The sequence below is a fragment of the Sedimentibacter sp. B4 genome, from assembly GCF_000309315.1.
GTDB lineage: Bacteria > Bacillota > Clostridia > Tissierellales > Sedimentibacteraceae > Sedimentibacter > Sedimentibacter saalensis.
Window position 1 is genome coordinate 1 of the sequence record NZ_CANG01000008.1, and the last position, 16,278, is coordinate 16,278.

Annotated in this window: 15 protein-coding genes; 12 read left to right on the forward strand and 3 right to left on the reverse strand. The window is 34.3% G+C overall.

Annotated elements, in window-relative coordinates:
- The first annotated feature begins 105 nt into the window (after positions 1 to 105).
- From BN358_RS22155 to BN358_RS01355, 3 genes are all read left to right on the forward strand, one after another.
- Positions 106 to 1,323 carry a stalk domain-containing protein gene (locus BN358_RS22155; RefSeq protein WP_019227523.1) on the forward strand — a complete coding sequence of 406 codons (1,218 nt, stop codon included), beginning with the start codon at positions 106 to 108 and terminating at the stop codon, positions 1,321 to 1,323.
- Between the two features lie 371 nt (positions 1,324 to 1,694).
- The gene (locus BN358_RS01350; RefSeq protein WP_019227524.1) at positions 1,695 to 2,465 is read left to right on the forward strand and encodes an ABC transporter ATP-binding protein; all 771 of its coding nucleotides are present in this window, start codon (positions 1,695 to 1,697) and stop codon (positions 2,463 to 2,465) included.
- Positions 2,466 to 2,473: 8 nt separating this feature from the next.
- Positions 2,474 to 4,090, forward strand: coding sequence for a hypothetical protein (locus tag BN358_RS01355; RefSeq protein WP_019227525.1), 1,617 nt, complete (start codon positions 2,474 to 2,476; stop codon positions 4,088 to 4,090).
- 113 nt (positions 4,091 to 4,203) lie between these two features.
- On the opposite strand, the gene BN358_RS01360 is transcribed toward BN358_RS01355, so the two are convergent.
- A complete protein-coding gene (locus tag BN358_RS01360) occupies positions 4,204 to 4,830 on the reverse strand; it encodes an SIMPL domain-containing protein (RefSeq protein WP_019227526.1) in 627 nt (208 codons plus the stop codon).
- Positions 4,831 to 5,046: 216 nt separating this feature from the next.
- Here BN358_RS01360 and BN358_RS01365 point away from each other — a divergent pair, with 216 nt between their 5' ends.
- The 9 genes from BN358_RS01365 (at position 5,047) to BN358_RS01405 (ending at position 15,624) form a co-directional block, all read left to right on the forward strand.
- Entirely contained in the window at positions 5,047 to 5,415 is a 369-nt protein-coding gene (locus tag BN358_RS01365) for a VOC family protein (protein WP_019227527.1), read from the forward strand.
- 22 nt (positions 5,416 to 5,437) lie between these two features.
- Positions 5,438 to 6,691 (forward strand): MFS transporter, encoded by a 1,254-nt coding sequence (locus tag BN358_RS01370; RefSeq protein WP_019227528.1) that lies wholly within the window; start codon positions 5,438 to 5,440, stop codon positions 6,689 to 6,691.
- Positions 6,672 to 7,457 carry an EcsC family protein gene (locus BN358_RS01375; protein ID WP_019227529.1) on the forward strand — a complete coding sequence of 262 codons (786 nt, stop codon included), beginning with the start codon at positions 6,672 to 6,674 and terminating at the stop codon, positions 7,455 to 7,457. Before BN358_RS01370 ends, BN358_RS01375 begins: the two co-directional genes overlap by 20 nt.
- A 199-nt stretch (positions 7,458 to 7,656) precedes the next feature.
- Positions 7,657 to 9,411, forward strand: coding sequence for a sigma-54-dependent Fis family transcriptional regulator (locus BN358_RS01380; protein ID WP_019227530.1), 1,755 nt, complete (start codon positions 7,657 to 7,659; stop codon positions 9,409 to 9,411).
- A 268-nt stretch (positions 9,412 to 9,679) separates the two neighbouring features.
- Positions 9,680 to 10,906 carry a diaminopropionate ammonia-lyase gene (gene dpaL, locus BN358_RS01385; protein WP_019227531.1) on the forward strand — a complete coding sequence of 409 codons (1,227 nt, stop codon included), beginning with the start codon at positions 9,680 to 9,682 and terminating at the stop codon, positions 10,904 to 10,906.
- 12 nt (positions 10,907 to 10,918) lie between these two features.
- Complete coding sequence (locus BN358_RS01390) at positions 10,919 to 12,103, forward strand: YgeY family selenium metabolism-linked hydrolase (RefSeq protein ID WP_019227532.1); 1,185 nt, start codon at positions 10,919 to 10,921, stop codon at positions 12,101 to 12,103.
- 22 nt (positions 12,104 to 12,125) lie between these two features.
- Positions 12,126 to 13,604 carry a sodium:solute symporter family protein gene (locus BN358_RS01395; RefSeq protein WP_019227533.1) on the forward strand — a complete coding sequence of 493 codons (1,479 nt, stop codon included), beginning with the start codon at positions 12,126 to 12,128 and terminating at the stop codon, positions 13,602 to 13,604.
- Between the two features lie 44 nt (positions 13,605 to 13,648).
- The gene (locus BN358_RS01400) at positions 13,649 to 15,250 is read left to right on the forward strand and encodes an amidohydrolase family protein (RefSeq protein WP_232233017.1); all 1,602 of its coding nucleotides are present in this window, start codon (positions 13,649 to 13,651) and stop codon (positions 15,248 to 15,250) included.
- Positions 15,250 to 15,624 (forward strand): RidA family protein, encoded by a 375-nt coding sequence (locus tag BN358_RS01405; RefSeq protein WP_019227535.1) that lies wholly within the window; start codon positions 15,250 to 15,252, stop codon positions 15,622 to 15,624. Before BN358_RS01400 ends, BN358_RS01405 begins: the two co-directional genes overlap by 1 nt.
- A gap of 206 nt (positions 15,625 to 15,830) precedes the next feature.
- On the opposite strand, the gene BN358_RS01410 is transcribed toward BN358_RS01405, so the two are convergent.
- Both BN358_RS01410 and BN358_RS01415 read right to left on the reverse strand, forming a co-directional pair.
- A complete protein-coding gene (locus BN358_RS01410; RefSeq protein ID WP_019227536.1) occupies positions 15,831 to 16,076 on the reverse strand; it encodes a DUF3343 domain-containing protein in 246 nt (81 codons plus the stop codon).
- Positions 16,073 to 16,276, reverse strand: a complete 204-nt coding sequence (locus tag BN358_RS01415; RefSeq protein WP_019227537.1) for a sulfurtransferase TusA family protein — start codon at positions 16,274 to 16,276, stop codon at positions 16,073 to 16,075. The genes BN358_RS01410 and BN358_RS01415 overlap by 4 nt, the downstream gene beginning before the upstream one ends.
- Positions 16,277 to 16,278: the final 2 nt, after the last annotated feature.

Genomic DNA, 16,278 nt, shown 5'->3' on the forward strand with positions numbered 1-16,278 from the left:
GCAATGAATTTTAATCAGACAAAAGCACAAAATAAAAAGACGAGAATTATTATGGAACAAACATTCTTAAAATGCGTCTAAGTAAAAAACAAAATAGGAGGCTGTATGCATTACTTAAATAAATTAAAAAAAGTTGTAGCAGCAGGATTATGCTGTGCAGTACTGGCAACAAATACAGTTTATGGAGCGCCTGCAAATACTGCCGGTATCATTAGAATCAAGTTGAACAATCAGTGGGTTCAGATGGAAGTGAATCCTTTTATAGAAAATAACAGAACTCTTGTAGATATTGATTTCATAAGAGAAGAACTTGGAGCAGAAGCGAGCTTATCAAAGGATGGAAAAATTACTGTTGTCAAGGGACACACTGAATTGGTATTTGAATCAGGGAAAAAATTTGTGAAAGTACATAAAAACCAAGGCGGGTCTGTTTTTATGGAAACACTGGAAATAGATGCTGCGCCTCAAATGGCGGAAAAAGAAATATTTGTACCGGTACGTTATGTGGCAGAGAATCTGGGAGCACAAGTAAGCTGGGACAATGAGCTTCGTTCAGTTATTATAGAGCTTGAAGATGATTTAATAACTGTAGAAAGGCCCATAGATTTTGAGGAAGTTGTAATTGACGGAAGCAATGAAAAAATTCAAAAATGGCATAGAGACAATTACAAAACAAAAGGACTGCATTTCCTGGAAGACCAGGGTTTCATTTATGTCTTAATTTCTGCAGGAGAAAAAAAGACAGCTGGTTATTCCGTTAACGTTGACAGCATTACAGAGGTTTCACCAATGAATGCATATGTTCATGCTACATTGACATATGCAGAAGGGGACTTTGTGGCACAAGCAATCACCTATCCAAATGTTGTAGTGAAATTTGATAAAGCCAATATTGATAAAATTCAATATGATTTGATTGACAAGGAACTTAACAAAGAAGCAGCTGATGTTGAAAATATTGTCCGAAGCTTTGGTAGCAAGCTTAAGATGGTTTCACTTCTTGCTCCCGATGACTTGCTTAAGGAGAGTATGAATGAAAATTACGGTAAAATTGTAAAAAAAGAACTTATTGAAAAATGGATCAAAAATCCTTCGGAAGCACCTGGAAGAGCAGTTTCAAGCCCGTGGCCTGAAAGAATAGATATTGAAAGTTCAGAGAGAGTTTCAGACGGCAAATATAAAATAAAAGGATTTATCATAGAAGTCACAAGTGCGGAAAAGACTTCAGGAGAAATTGCAGCAAAGAGGGAAATTACACTTGATGTTGAAAAAATTAATGGCTCCTGGGTTATAAGCAATGTTGTAATGGGAAATTACAAATAACAATATATTCCTGTATTGCTGTAAGAGGGCATTACAGGAATACAAGACTACTACATTAGCTTGATATACTTTAGTGACAGCTGAAATGATAGTAAAAATATAAATTGTTAATTATTACAATAAACCCTATTAATTATTACATCCTACTTTAAAGTGACGAATTTTATGTTATAATCCGAAATAAGCATTAGGAATGAGCGTTAGTACGCATAAATTATATTTGAAGCTCAGAGCAATTATATAATTAAAGAGGGGTGAAAGGGATAAACACATGTTTATCCCTTTCTTTATCACATGGGTTTTACAGAATTAATTAGTTTTGTCATAAAATCTCATATGATGATTTTTATGATAATAAATAAGGAGTTATTATGACTGAAGTATTAAGATTAGAGCACGTAAGTAAGATCTTTGGAAACAAGGAAGTATTGAAGGACATAAATTTTCATGTGAACAGCGGAGAAATTATTGGGTATATAGGTTCAAACGGGGCTGGTAAAAGCACAACAATAAAAATTATACTGGGACTCATTGATGACTATGAAGGGGACGTGTATGTTTTTGGAGACAAAGTCAAAGGGAAGACAGAATACAAAAGAAAAATAGGATATGTGCCGGAAGTGTCTGATATGTATGACAATCTTACTGCAAAGGAATATATAGACTTCATCGGCATGCTGTACGGAATAAACTCTAATGATGCTGTAGCAAAGGCCGCTGAAATGATGGACGTGTTTGGAATACAAGGCGCAATGGAAGTCAGAATTCACACGTTTTCCAAGGGTATGAGGCAGAAACTTTCAATTGTTGCCGGTATGCTTCACAATCCAGACATTTTATTTTTGGATGAACCATTAGGAGGAATTGATGCCAACAGTGTCCTTGTATTCAAGGAAATAATTCAAAAGCTTAAAAATAAAGGAAAAACAATTTTTTATTCTTCGCATATTCTAGAGGTTGTTGAAAAGTTAAGCGACAGAATTCTCCTTATAAATGACGGTACAATAATAATTGACGGTTCAGTTGAAGAAGTAATGAAAAAACAGTCGGACACATCTCTTGAGTCAATCTTCAACGATGTAACTGGTTTTCATGATCATGAAATGCTTGCCGACAAGTTTGTTGATGCGTTCATGAGTTAGGAGGGGTTATGGATATATCGCTTAGAATACTTGATTGGTTTAGATTTATTTTTGAAAAACTCGGAGTGGATTACTTTACAATGCGAGCCATAGTAAGCACAAAGCTTGTTCTTGACAGAAGAAGGGCTCCAGCAATATCACGAAACAACAGTGAAAATCAATCGGAGAAATCATATTTGCAAGGATATTTATTTCATCTTATATTTGGAATATTTATGGCTGCCATAATATACATAATTAAAGATAACATGCTTAGAATGGCTTATTTCGCAGGAGCATTCTTTTTTATGACCACCATGTACCTTGTATCTGATTTTTCCTTTGTACTGCTTGACACAAAGGACAAGAATATCATAATGACCAAGCCGGTGGAAAGCAGGACTGTCTCTGTCTCAAAATTTGTTCACATTTTTATATACATGGTAAGGCTCAATATTTTCCTGGCTGGACCATCCATGGTTGTATTCATATTATCATATGGATTAGCTGCTGCTTTCATATTTGTGCTTGAAGTAATATTTATGGATTTACTCATATTCATTATGACAATCTTTATATATTTTGCAGTGCTGCGCTTTTTTGACGGAGAACTTCTAAGAAATATAATAAACACCATACAAATTCTTCTGACTGTGTTGTTGTCAATAGGATACCAGGTAGCAGTCAGGATGATAGATTTTACTTCAATAAAAAGCATGAACTACAATTTCAGTTTCTGTGATTATTTCAATCCTGTTTTATGGTTCGGTGCTCCATTTGAAATCATATTCTCAGGTGGAAATTCTTCTTATCTTTATGTTTTTTCGGCTTTGCTTGTTGTCGTTCCATTAATAAGCTTTGTTTTTTATCTAAAACTGAGTAAAGTTATGGAGAAGCTGCTTCTTAAGCTAGAATCAGGTGAAACAGAAAGAATTAAGAGACATTTTATTCAGAAACTTGCAGGGAAAATTTTATGCAGAAGCAATGTTCAATACCAGTCATTTCATTTTGCCAACGCAGTATTAAGAAGCGACAGAAGTCTGAAACTGAAAATTTATCCTGCTTTGTCAACTGGAATACTTCTTCCTGTATTGATGATTTTTAACATGGGAATAAGAGGCGAAAAATATCAGGCAGCGGGAATTGAATATCTTTATCTATACTTTGTGATTGTAGCAATTTCGTCTGTAGTGAGGCTTGTCAATTATTCTTCAGCATGGAAGGGTTCATATGTATACATTTCTTCTGGATTCGAACGCATGGAAGAAGTGTACAGGGGAGTGCTCAAGACAGTCTTATTCCGTTTTATGGTGCCGGTTGAAATGCTTGGAGCAATAATTTACATTGCATTGTTCAAGAAGTTATTTTTATTTGACATTGCTGTAGTATTTATTGCAGGAATTGCAGCATTGCCGCTCATAGGCAGAGTATACATTTATGAATATCCTTTTTCAAGACCTCTTGAAGAATCAAACCAAAAGGAATCAATTGATAAAATGCTGCTTACCATTCTTATTGCAGGTGCGTTTGCAGGACTTCATGCACTATCTCGGTTAATACATAATGGTACCATGATTTATGCTGCTGTTCTTGTTGTATTTATTCCATTGTGCTGGAAATATTTGGTGACGAAAAGTAAAAAGTAAAATCCGAGACACAATTGATTGACTAAAGTGTGGTATATAAAGGGAGTCACGAGGACTCCCAACATAGTTTAAATTACTTTTCATTGACTGAGGAAACTAAGCATTTTTCAAATTTAAAAAGTAAATTCAGCTGTTACAAAAGCTTCTATTATGAGACTTCCAGGAACAACTGGTGTTGAAGCAGCAAGCTCACGCCTGTAGGGCTCAATAGGAAACGAGCTGTTTTCAGTTATATGAACAATTATTGGAGTTTTTCCTGTACCCAGATTCATAGAAATTGATTTTGCTTTTTCAAAAGCATTCATTACCGCCATATTAAGGGCTTGTTGATAGTACATTTCCCTGTTTGAAACATCAAATGTTATGAGTTCAACTACATTGGCTCCTGCATTTACGGAAGAATCAATGATGTTGCCTGCCATGTCAATGTTATTCGTCCTAATTTCAAGGATGTTTCTGACGGAGTAACCTCTGTCTATTTGTCTGCCTTCTTCATAATCATATATCTTGTCAATGGAATACTGATATGTTTTTACATCTGATATTCCCATCCTCTGAAGCATTTGAAGAATTGACTGCATTGCACTTGCATTTGATGCCTGAATTTGGAGCAGATTATTTCCTGTAGTCAGTACTCCCAAGCGTATCACCGCAGTGTCAGGTGCAGTATATACCCGTCCTTGACCTGCTAGTATCATAGTCTTTTGTTGAGATAAGTTATCCATATAATTTCTCGACATTATATAACCGCCTTTCTTAATTTATTAAAGTATATTCAGAAAGAAAGATTATTTAACTTATGTGAAATACAAAAAATTAATTAATGAGGATATTATGGAAATTTAATGAAAAAATAATTTATTATTAGTAGAATATAATAAGAGCAACAAGAGAAAATTATTGCAGGAATTAAATATTTATATTATATTTAAATAAAAATGCATTATGGAGGGAATATGAAATTTTTGTGGACTACAATTCATGTTAGAGATATGGAAGAATCATTGAATTTCTACCAGGAGGTAGTAGGGCTTAAACTGGTTAACAGATTCAATGCAGGACCTGAAATGGAAATTTGTTTTTTGGGAGAAGATGACACAAAATTAGAGCTTATATGCAGCAGTAAAATTAAAAATATTCAGCCAGGCAATGCTGTATCGTTGGGATTCAAGGTTGAATCACTTGATGAAATGATAAATATTGTAAAGGAAAAGGGCATTGAAATAAAAACCGGTCCGGTACAACCAAATCCAGATCTTAAATATTTCATTGCACTTGACCCCAATGGTGTAAAAATTCAGTTTGCGGAACAAAGAGGCATTTAAAAATATCGATTGGAGATTAAATGTGAACATTGAAAAAAATTGGAAGAATGACATCGTCCTTTTTCTTGCCAGTCAGACAGTATCATTGTTTGGATCATCGCTTGTTCAGTATGCAATAATGTGGCACATAACCCTTCAGACAAAGTCTGGTCTCATGATGACCATATCAATCATATGCGGTTTTCTCCCTGTTTTTTTTCTGTCGCCATTTGCCGGTGTGTGGTCAGACCGCTACAACAGGAAAATTTTAATAATGCTTTCTGATTCGCTCATAGCAGTATGTACGCTTGTTATGGCAATTTTGTTTTTTTCGGGATACAGAGAAATATGGCTTTTGTTTGCAGCATCAAGCATAAGAGCATTTGGAACCGGAATTCAGACTCCTGCTGTAAATGCCTTTATTCCTCAGATGGTTCCTGAAGATAAGCTTACAAAGGTTATGGCTACAAATGGAAGCATTCAGTCCATGGTTACGCTTTTTTCTCCCATGGCAAGCGGTGCTCTCCTTACAGTGACATCAATTGAAACGATTTTTCTTGTTGATGTTTTCACGGCTTTAATAGCTGTTGTAATACTCTTTTTTCTTCATGTACAGCCTCACAAAAGGGCTCTTGAAAGGCAGGAAACAAGCTACATAAAAGACATGAAAGATGGTATTATCTACATCAAAGAACATGGTTTTTTAAAGGTGTTTTTTATGTTTATGGCAGTTTACTACATACTGGTTTCTCCTTCTGCGTTTCTGACACCTCTACAGGTTACAAGGACATTTGGGGACGATGTATGGAGGCTTACTGCCATTGAAGTTGTATTTTCTGTGGGAATGATGGCTGGTGGATTTATCATGGCATCCTGGGGAGGTTTCAAAAATAAAATCTACACTATAACATTGTCAGGACTTGTAATGGGTTTATGTTCAATTGCCCTTGGATTGGTTCCTGATTTCTGGGTGTATATTTTGTTCATGGGACTGTTTGGAACTGCGATGCCAATTTTTAACACACCTGCTATGGTGCTGCTGCAGGAGAAGGTAGACGGAAATTTCCTCGGAAGAGTGTTCAGCGTCATGAGCATGATTTCAAGCATAATGATGCCTGCTGCAATGCTTGTTTTCGGCCCTGTGGCAGATAAGGTGAAAATTGAATACCTGTTGATGGGTACAGGAATATTGATCATGATGCTTACAGTTTTATTAATGAAAAATAACTCTATGCTGGAGGCCGGAAAGACAGTGACTGTTCAGAATGGTGGGTACGATGAAGAAAATAATAAATGATCATTTAAACAAGCTGGAAAAAAAGGAACGAAAAATACTGAACTCTAAAAAAAACATGTTGGATGAAAAGCTTGAGCCTTTCATGGAAAAAGTTGAATCGAAAGTTCCAGAAAATGTTAAAAGTACCTTGAACGCTGCTTTTTGTAAATCTTTTCAGCTTGTTTTTAAAAATGGGACTAAGTATATCGAGAAGCTTTATAATAAGGTAAAAATTCAGTCAGACCACAACATGAACGATTTTAAGCTGAATACTTCTGTAAACAGAAGGACCATGAAAAAGCTAGACAAACATGCAGAGAAAGCCAGCATCATAAACTCTTCCATATCTGTAATTGAAGGAGCTGGGCTTGGATTCCTTGGAATGGGGCTTCCGGACATACCTCTTTTCACAGCAATGATATTGAAGACAATTTATGAAATATCCCTGAGCTATGGTTTTGTGTATGATTTGGATGATGAAAAAATTTATATTTTAAACATCATATGTGCTTCACTTTCAAAGGGTGAAAAGCAGCGAATTCTTAATGAACGGGTTGATGAAATTTCAGCTAAAATTGACAGTCATATTTTGCTGGATAATAAACTTGAGGAAGAAATTTCACAAGCATCAAAAATATTGTCTGATTCAATGCTGGCATCAAAATTTGTACAGGGTATACCCGTTGTAGGAGCAGTGGGAAGCTTCACTAATTACAAAATTATCAATAAAATAAGCAAGTACAGCACCATTAAATACAAAAAAAGATATCTTAACAACAAAAAATAAAGCAAGGCGAAGGCCTTGCTTTTATGCTTAATATCTATGATGTATTATTACCATATTATTAATATTAATTGAGATGGTATCTAAAAAAGTTTATTTCTCATTACTGTAGCGACTAATTCTTCGTTGTAAAAATGATATAAGAATGATAGAATAAATGTTAGTATATGTTTTTTATATTTACATTAAAAAGGGTGGTTGTATGGGTTTTATCCTAAGTAGAATTCAAGATACAGTTCAGCAATATGCTGATGTTATATCTAAGGTTTCAGGAGTAGATGTGGAAGTAGTGGACAATAATCTTTTTAGAGTGGCAGGTACTGGTATTTATTCAGGTAATATAAGTACTGATATGTCAGATGAAGGTTATGTGTATAAGCATATTCTAAAAACTGGAGAAACTAAGGTGATATATTGTCCAGGGGATGATATGCTTTGTCGAAGTTGTCCCAGCAAGACCAGTTGCAAAGAAAAAATTGAAATCTCAATGCCGATAGAGATAGAAGAGGAGATAATTGGAGTTATTGGTTTAGTTGGAAGTACAGAAGAACAAAAGACATTAGTACTTCAAAATGAAAAATTATTTCTTGAATTTATTAAACAAATATCCTATTTTATTTCAGCTAAGGTCATGGAAGAAAGAAATAAAGAAATATTTGGCTCAATTATAGATACTCTTGATAGTGTAATTAATTATATGGATCAAGGTGTAGTTGTAATTGGTGATGATAATATAATCAGATCCGATAATGATAGTGCAAAAAAACACTTGGGTTTATCTGAATTAGTAGGAAAAGAAATAACAGTACGCAGCACAGGAGACTCAATAAATAATATAGCTGAATATAAAATTGAGATAGAAGGTAAAACCATATTTGCCATTGGTGGAATGTATTCCCTTGGATTAAAAGATAAACTTTATAAAAACATCTTTGTATTTAAAGACATGAAATCATTTAAAACTGATATTTATGAAGCTACATCCACGCATGAAACATTTGAGACAAAAAATATTATTGGAAAAAGTAATGAGACTTTGAGTCTTATTAATAATATAAAAAAAGTAGCAAAATCAAACTCAACAGTTCTTATTACTGGTGAAAGCGGTACAGGTAAAGAAATGGTTGCAACCTCTATATGGAGAGAAAGCGATAGAAAAGATCAGAAATTTGTTGCTATTAATTGCGCTGCAATACCTGAATCTCTTTTGGAAAGTGAGTTGTTTGGATATGTAAAAGGCGCTTTTAGTGGAGCAGATCCCAAGGGTAGAATAGGCAAGTTTGAATTAGCAAACCAAGGGATAATTTTCTTAGATGAAATCGGAGATATGCCTATTTATCTTCAAACGAAATTACTAAGAGTATTGCAAGAAAAGAATATTACCAGAATAGGTTCAAATCAAGTTATCCCTATTGATGTAAAAGTTATTGCAGCTACTAATACAGATCTAAAAGAAATGATGATAAAAAAGAAATTTAGAGAAGATTTATATTATAGACTAAATGTAATTCCCATTAATATTAAACCCTTAAGAGAAAGACCTGATGATATAGTAGAACTAGTAGAACATTTTATCAGAAAGTATGTAAGATTATTAAACAAAACATATAGTCACATTGATTCAAACACCATGAATTTACTAAAAAATCATTACTGGAAAGGTAATGTTAGAGAACTAGAAAACACTATAGAATTCATGGTAAACATGATGGAGGCAGATGGCATCATTAATAATAGGACATTACCTGTTGATTTCTTTGAAGACATGTTAAGTGGAAACAAAACTGATATTGAAAGTGCTACAATTATCCCATTGAAAGAATTGGAAAAGAGGGAGATAAAAAAAGCAGCACAAGTATTCGGAGATAGCACAGAAGGTAAGAAGCTAGCTGCAAATTCTTTAGGAATTAGTTTAGCAACTTATTATAGACGCTTAGAGGAAATTCAAAAGAACTAAATTCTTAATATGAGAAATCAATTTTAAAATTGAGAAATAATCTATGGAAATTATTTAATAAATCTTGACGCTAATAATGATTCTACTATTAGCGTCTTTTTAATTCTTAAAATTTTTAGTTACTATAATTTCAATGTTTTAAAGGATAATTCATGAAAAATTTTTCACGAATTAAAGACTTGGCATGAGAATTGCTGTAATTAATAGTATAATTAGTATCAAAAAAAGATAATTTAATTATAATAGTATTTATTTAAGGAGGAGGTCAATGAAAGAAGCCTTCAAGATTGTACAATTTGAAAGAAAAGATGGAAAGAAATTTCCGTTGGATATACTTAACAAAAATATATCCAAAGAGGTAATGAGCTTCCATCAAAGTTTCCCTATGTACACTCAAACACCATTGAGAGACATGAAAAACCTTGCAAAAGAACTAGGTTTAGGTGGAATTTATGTTAAGGATGAATCATATAGATTTGGTCTTAACGCATTTAAGGTATTAGGCGGAAGCTATGCAATAGGAAATTACCTGGCAAAAAAACTAAATAAGACAATAGATCAAATGCCTTATGAAAAACTAATATCGGAAGATGTTAGAAAAGAGCTTGGAGATATTGTATTTGTTACTGCCACAGACGGAAATCATGGAAGAGGAGTTGCCTGGACAGCAAGACAATTAAAGCAAAAATCTGTTGTGTTTATGCCTAAAGGAAGCTCACAAGAAAGACTTGAAAACATAAGAGCTGAAGGTGCCGAAGCATCAATTACTGAACTTAATTACGATGAAGCAGTTAGATTAGCTAATAAAATGGCTGAAGATAACGGTTGGGTAATGGTTCAAGATACTGCTTGGGATGGATATGAGGACATACCTACATGGATAATTCAAGGATACAGTACCATGGGATATGAAGCTTATGAACAATTAATAGCTCTTGGCGAAGAAAGGCCTACACATATCTTCTTACAGGCAGGAGTTGGTTCTATGGCTGCTGCAATCACAGGACTATATTCATCTTTTTATGGTGAAAGCAGGCCAATAATAACCATTGTGGAGCCAAATAAAGCAGATTGTCTTTATAGGACTGCAGAAGCAAATGATGGACAACTTAGAATAGTAACAGGGGACATGGACACAATAATGGCGGGCTTAGCTTGTGGAGAACCTTGTACAATTGGTTGGGACATTCTTAAAGATTATGTAGATAACTTTATCTCATGCCCTGATTTTACTGCTGCTGAAGGAATGAGAATTTTGGGGAATCCTCCAAAAGGAGATGAGAAAGTAATATCTGGAGAAAGTGGAGCGGCTACTTTAGGATGTGTTGCAGAAATAATGACAAATCCACATCTTAAAGATATTAAAGAAAAGCTTAACCTGAATGAGAATTCTAAGATATTATTCTTTAGTACTGAAGGGGACACTGATAAAGCAAGCTATCAAGATATTGTTTGGAACGGCAAGTATCCAAGCTATGAGAAGAAAGAATTTTAAGAGGTGAAATTAATGTTTAATAAGGAAAGAGAACAAACTGTAATAGAATTATGCCAAAGACTTGTTCAATCGCCAAGTTACTCAGGACAAGAGGACAAGGTTGCTGAAGAACTTAAAAAGGCATTTGAAGAATTAGGATTTGATGATGTAGTTGTTGATAAGTATGGAAATATTATTGGGCATATAAAAGGCAATAAACCAGGAAAGAAAATAGTATTTGATGGACATATTGATACCGTTCCTGTTTCTAATGAGACTGAATGGAAGTATCCTCCATTTGCTGCAGAAATTCATGATGGAAAGATTTACGGAAGAGGAACCTCAGACATGAAAGGTGCTGTAGCAGCAATGGTTTGTGCAGCTGCAAACTTTGCAGAAGATACTAAAAAGGATTTTGCAGGAGATATTTTCGTAGCTGGAGTAGTTCATGAAGAATGTTTTGAAGGTGTTGCTGCAAGAGAAATATCAAAGAGAATAAATCCAGATTATGTAGTAATAGGAGAAGCTTCTCAGCTAAATATTAAAATTGGTCAAAGAGGAAGAGGAGAAATTGTAATTGAGACATTTGGTGTTCCTTGCCACTCTGCCAATCCAGAAAAAGGAATAAATGCCGTATATAAAATGGCAGAAGTAATTGGTGAAATTAGAAAATTAACTCCTACTCATCATGAAGTATTGGGAGATGGAATCCTTGAATTAGTAGACGTTAAATCTAGCCCCTACCCTGGAGCATCTGTAGTTCCTGAATACTGTAAAGCAACTTATGATAGAAGATTACTGGTTGGAGAAACTAAAGAAAGTGTTCTTGCTCCAATTAACCAATTATTAGATGAAATGATGAAAAAGGATCCGGAGTTAAAAGCTAAAGCATCATATTCTGTTGGTAAAGAAATGTGCTACACAGGAAATGAAATAGAGGGAGAAAGATTTTTCCCGGGATGGTTATATGATGAGAGTGAAGAATTTGTTCAGAATGTGTACGCTGAATTAAAATCAATGGGCTTTGATCCAACCATCACACAGTATAATTTCTGTACAAATGGCAGTCATTATGCAGGAGAAGCAAATATAAAGACATTAGGAATTGGACCATCAAAGGAAAATCTTGCTCATACTGTTAATGAATATATTGAAGTGGAACAACTAACATCTGTTACGCAATGCTATTACGGTGTTATGAACGCGTTACTAAAATAATATTTAACTAGGAGGCAATTTTATGAACAGCACACAAATTACAGCGCTTATTATTATCTTGTTGTACATGGCAGCAACAGTAGCATTAGGGTTATTCGTATCACAAAGAAAGAGAAACAAAGCTGAAAAACAAAGTAATGATGATTTCTTAATGGCAAGTAAATCTTTAGGACCGTTAGTTTTAGCAGGAACACTATTTGCTGCTAATACTGGTGGTGCAAGTACTACTGGCATAGCAACAAATGTATACAAGTATGGTCTTTCTGCAAGTTGGTATGTAATTGCAGCAGGTATTGGATTTGTCTTAGTTTCATTTATAGCTCCATTCTTTAGAAAAGCACAAGCAAGTACAGTTCCAGAGATTATAAGTAAAAGATATGGTAAAGGGTCACATATATTTACAGCGTTAACATCTATTACAGCATTATTTATGGCTACTGGAGCACAAATTATAGCTACAGCATCAATAATTAATGTAGTAACAGGTTTTGAGTTTAATATAGCAGCTATAATAACTACGATAATAGTAATTCTATACACTATGATAGGTGGATACAAGTCAGTAACAGCAGCAAATATGATGCACGTTTTATTTATTACTATTGGTATGACTATAGCTATGTTTATAGTAGTTAACAATAGTGCAGTAGGTGGTTTCTCAGCACTGTTTGACAAAGCAAGCGCTATGACAGATGTATCAGGAAATAATTATAACTTTGTAAGCATGACAAAAATTGGTCTGCCAACAATCATAGGATATATAGCCATGTACTTTATGACATTCCCAACAGGACAAGAAATAGTTCAAACTTATTGTTCTGCAAAAGATGGACAATCAGCTAAAGTTGGATCAGTAATTGCTGGATTAGTATCAGCTGCTTATGCAATAGTACCTGCTATATTAGGATTAGTCGCTTATGTTGCTATTGATGGTTTTGCTGCTGATGGAGCTCAAAAAAATGCATTGGCTCAAGCAACAATTACTTTTGCACCACCAATAGTTTCAGGTATTGTATTAGCTGCTGTTGTAGCTGCTACAATGAGTAGTGCTTCAGGAAATATGATAGGTACAGCTACTATGTTTACTAACGATATATTTAGACCTTACATTAACAAGGGTGTTCGTGATGACTTAAAAGAAGTTTGGATATCAAGAATCACAATGGTTGTAGTAGGTAGTGTTGGATTATTTATTGCAATAACAGCATCAAATATAATCAGTGTTATGATGGGTGCATTTGCACTTAGAAGTGCCGGTCCATTTGCAGCATTTATCTGTGGGTTATTCTACAAAAATGTTACTAAGAGAGCTGGATTCTACTCAATAGTTACTGGAACAGCAGTAGCAGCATATTGGATATATGTATTAAAAACTCCTTACGGATTAAATGCTATGGTTCCGGGAGGATTGGTTGCATTTGCTGTAATCTTCTTAGTTTCAGCAATTGATAGAAGTATGGGAGTGAAGCCTCAACCTATGATTGAGTTATCTGATAAATAATGAACGTTGATGTGAAAATAAACGAAATAGAAGAGGTGAACATTGTGAAGAAACTAATAAAAAATGGTTTAATAGTTGATGGTAGTGGAAACAGCTCATATTATGGAGATATTCTTCTTGATGGAGATAAGATAGAAAAAATCGGAGAGAATCTTCAATGTGAGGATGCTGAAATTATTGATGCTAAAGGTTTAGTAGTGGCACCAGGATTTATAGATACTCATAGTCATTCAAGTATGCTATTGTTCAAGGATTCATTATTAACTCCAAAGATAAGACAAGGTATAACTACTGAACTGGTTGCCCAAGATGGTATGGGACCTGCACCGGTTGATGATAAAAATCTATCTTCTTGGATAAAGGCTATGAAAGGTCTTGAAGGAGAATATGACGTAGAGTGGACTTGGAGAAGTGTTGCTGATTATCTTGAGAGAATCGAAAAAGTAGGTTTAGGACCTAATGTTGCATATTTAGCTCCACATGGAAATGTAAGAATGATTTCCATGGGATTGGATAACAGAAAACCAACTGAAGAAGAAATGACTTTAATGCAAGCTAATTTAGCTAAAGCTATAGATGAAGGTGCATTTGGAATGTCAACTGGTATGATATATCCACCTTGCTGCTATGCTGATATTGATGAATTTATTCAATTAGGTAAAGTATTACATGACAAAGATGCAGTATTTGTAACACACCAAAGAAGCGAAGCAGATTCAATTTTAGATTCAATGGAAGAAATACTAACCATAGGTAAGGAAAGTGGATGTAAAGTTCATTTCTCACACTTTAAAGTATGCGGTAAAAACAATTGGGATAAATTCCCTAAGGTTTTAGACAGATTAGATAGAGCAAAAGAAGAGGGAATGATTGTTTCTTACGACCAATATCCTTACGTTGCTGGAAGCACAATGATGAGTGTTATTCTTCCGCCTTGGGTTCATGATGGCGGTACAGATAAATTGTTAGAAAGATTAAAAGATGCTGACTTAAGAGAAAAGATGAAAGAAGATATTGCCAAAGGAATACCTGGATGGGATAATTTTGTTGAATTTGCAGGCTTAGATGGTATTTTCGTAACATTTGTCGGTTCAGAAAAAAATCAAGATGTTGTTGGAAAGAATCTTATTGAAGTTGGTAAATGCAAAGGCAAAGATCCTCTTGATGCAATATTTGATGTAATTCTTGAAGAAGAAAATATTGTTGGATTAGTAGACTTCTACGGTACCGAAGAGCATGTCAAACTTATAATGAGCAGGCCTGAGCAAAATGTATGTACTGATGGTATTATGGGTGGGAAGCCTCATCCAAGATTGTTTGGAGCATTCCCAAGAGTATTGGGTAAATATGTTAGAGATGAAAAATCCTTCACTTTAGAGACTGCTATATACAAAATGACAGGTAAATCTGCTGCTGTTTTAGGATTAAAAGACAGAGGCTTACTAAAAGAAGGGTATAAGGCAGATTTAGTAGTAATTGATTATGATAATATCATTGATAAAGGTGATTACACTGAACCTAACCAATATCCAGTGGGAATTGAGTATGTAATTGTAAATGGAGAAGTAGTAATAAAAGAAGGAGAGGACACTGGAAAAAGACCTGGTAAAGTTCTCAGAAAAAACAAAGGTATGGAGATAAATTAATGAAGAAAATTATTTTTACAGAAGAGGCTCCTGCAGCAATTGGACCATATTCTCAAGCTATAGAAGTAAATGGAATGGTTTATACTTCAGGACAACTACCTATAGATTATAAAACAGGATTAATGTCTGATGATGTTGAAGTTCAAACCGAACAATCTTTGAAAAACGTATTTGCAATTCTTAAAGCAGCGGGTGTAGATCCAGCAAATGTTATTAAGACTACTGTTTTTATCAAGGATATGAATGATTTCCCAAGAATTAACAAAGTGTATGAAGCATTCTTCCAAGGTGATTTTCCAGCAAGATCGTGCGTAGAAGTTGCCAGATTACCTAAGGATGCTTTAGTTGAAATTGAAGTAGTAGCTTGTAAGTAAACGAGATTCATTAAATATAGTAAGCGCACTATAACAATGCGTATTGTACAATAAAAGACCTTTGATATAATCGTTATGTCAAAAGGTCTTTATTGTATTTTTCATTTTCAGTAATACTTGTACAATCATTTTGAAACTTTTGACTATGGCATCAATTCATCGTAACCGTGTTTTATAGTGCAAATTAGTTTGAAAATTAACACTTTTTATGCTCCGTGACTGTCATACATTATTTCATACTGGTTTTTTGAGATGTCTTTGAATATGCTTTCAATTTCAGCTTCAATCAAATCTGTTATACTGCCATCATAATTTATTCTTGCACAAATTCCGCAGCTGGAGCTTAATTTTCTGGGCACTGGCTGCAGTAAACAGGAAATGTTCATTTTAATCATTTTTTTCTCAAATTTGATTGCACCGGAATGTGTGAAAAATACTATTGTATAATTCATTTTAATCCTTTAATGGTGGAAATGTCGTCGTGAGTTTCAATTTCCACGGAATATCCCTTGCTTGTGAGAAATTTTTTTACGTTTGTTTTGGAAGTGTTGTTGTCCACAATTACCTCAACAGAACCAGGATTTGTTTCCAGTGCTTTTTTTGTCATCAGGACTGGCTGAGGACAAGATGTTCCGCATGTATCTATTTTCATAA

Bases quoted from the DNA above. Each gene is read 5' to 3' on its own strand.
- BN358_RS22155 (WP_019227523.1), top strand. From the start codon at position 106: ATGCATTACTTAAATAAATTAAAAAAAGTTGTAGCAGCAGGATTATGC.
- BN358_RS01350 (WP_019227524.1), top strand. From the start codon at position 1,695: ATGACTGAAGTATTAAGATTAGAGCACGTAAGTAAGATCTTTGGAAAC.
- BN358_RS01355 (WP_019227525.1), top strand. From the start codon at position 2,474: ATGGATATATCGCTTAGAATACTTGATTGGTTTAGATTTATTTTTGAA.
- BN358_RS01360 (WP_019227526.1), bottom strand. From the start codon at position 4,830: ATGTCGAGAAATTATATGGATAACTTATCTCAACAAAAGACTATGATA.
- BN358_RS01365 (WP_019227527.1), top strand. From the start codon at position 5,047: ATGAAATTTTTGTGGACTACAATTCATGTTAGAGATATGGAAGAATCA.
- BN358_RS01375 (WP_019227529.1), top strand. From the start codon at position 6,672: ATGAAGAAAATAATAAATGATCATTTAAACAAGCTGGAAAAAAAGGAA.
- BN358_RS01380 (WP_019227530.1), top strand. From the start codon at position 7,657: ATGGGTTTTATCCTAAGTAGAATTCAAGATACAGTTCAGCAATATGCT.
- dpaL (WP_019227531.1), top strand. From the start codon at position 9,680: ATGAAAGAAGCCTTCAAGATTGTACAATTTGAAAGAAAAGATGGAAAG.
- BN358_RS01390 (WP_019227532.1), top strand. From the start codon at position 10,919: ATGTTTAATAAGGAAAGAGAACAAACTGTAATAGAATTATGCCAAAGA.
- BN358_RS01395 (WP_019227533.1), top strand. From the start codon at position 12,126: ATGAACAGCACACAAATTACAGCGCTTATTATTATCTTGTTGTACATG.
- BN358_RS01405 (WP_019227535.1), top strand. From the start codon at position 15,250: ATGAAGAAAATTATTTTTACAGAAGAGGCTCCTGCAGCAATTGGACCA.
- BN358_RS01410 (WP_019227536.1), bottom strand. From the start codon at position 16,076: ATGAATTATACAATAGTATTTTTCACACATTCCGGTGCAATCAAATTT.
- BN358_RS01415 (WP_019227537.1), bottom strand. From the start codon at position 16,276: ATGAAAATAGATACATGCGGAACATCTTGTCCTCAGCCAGTCCTGATG.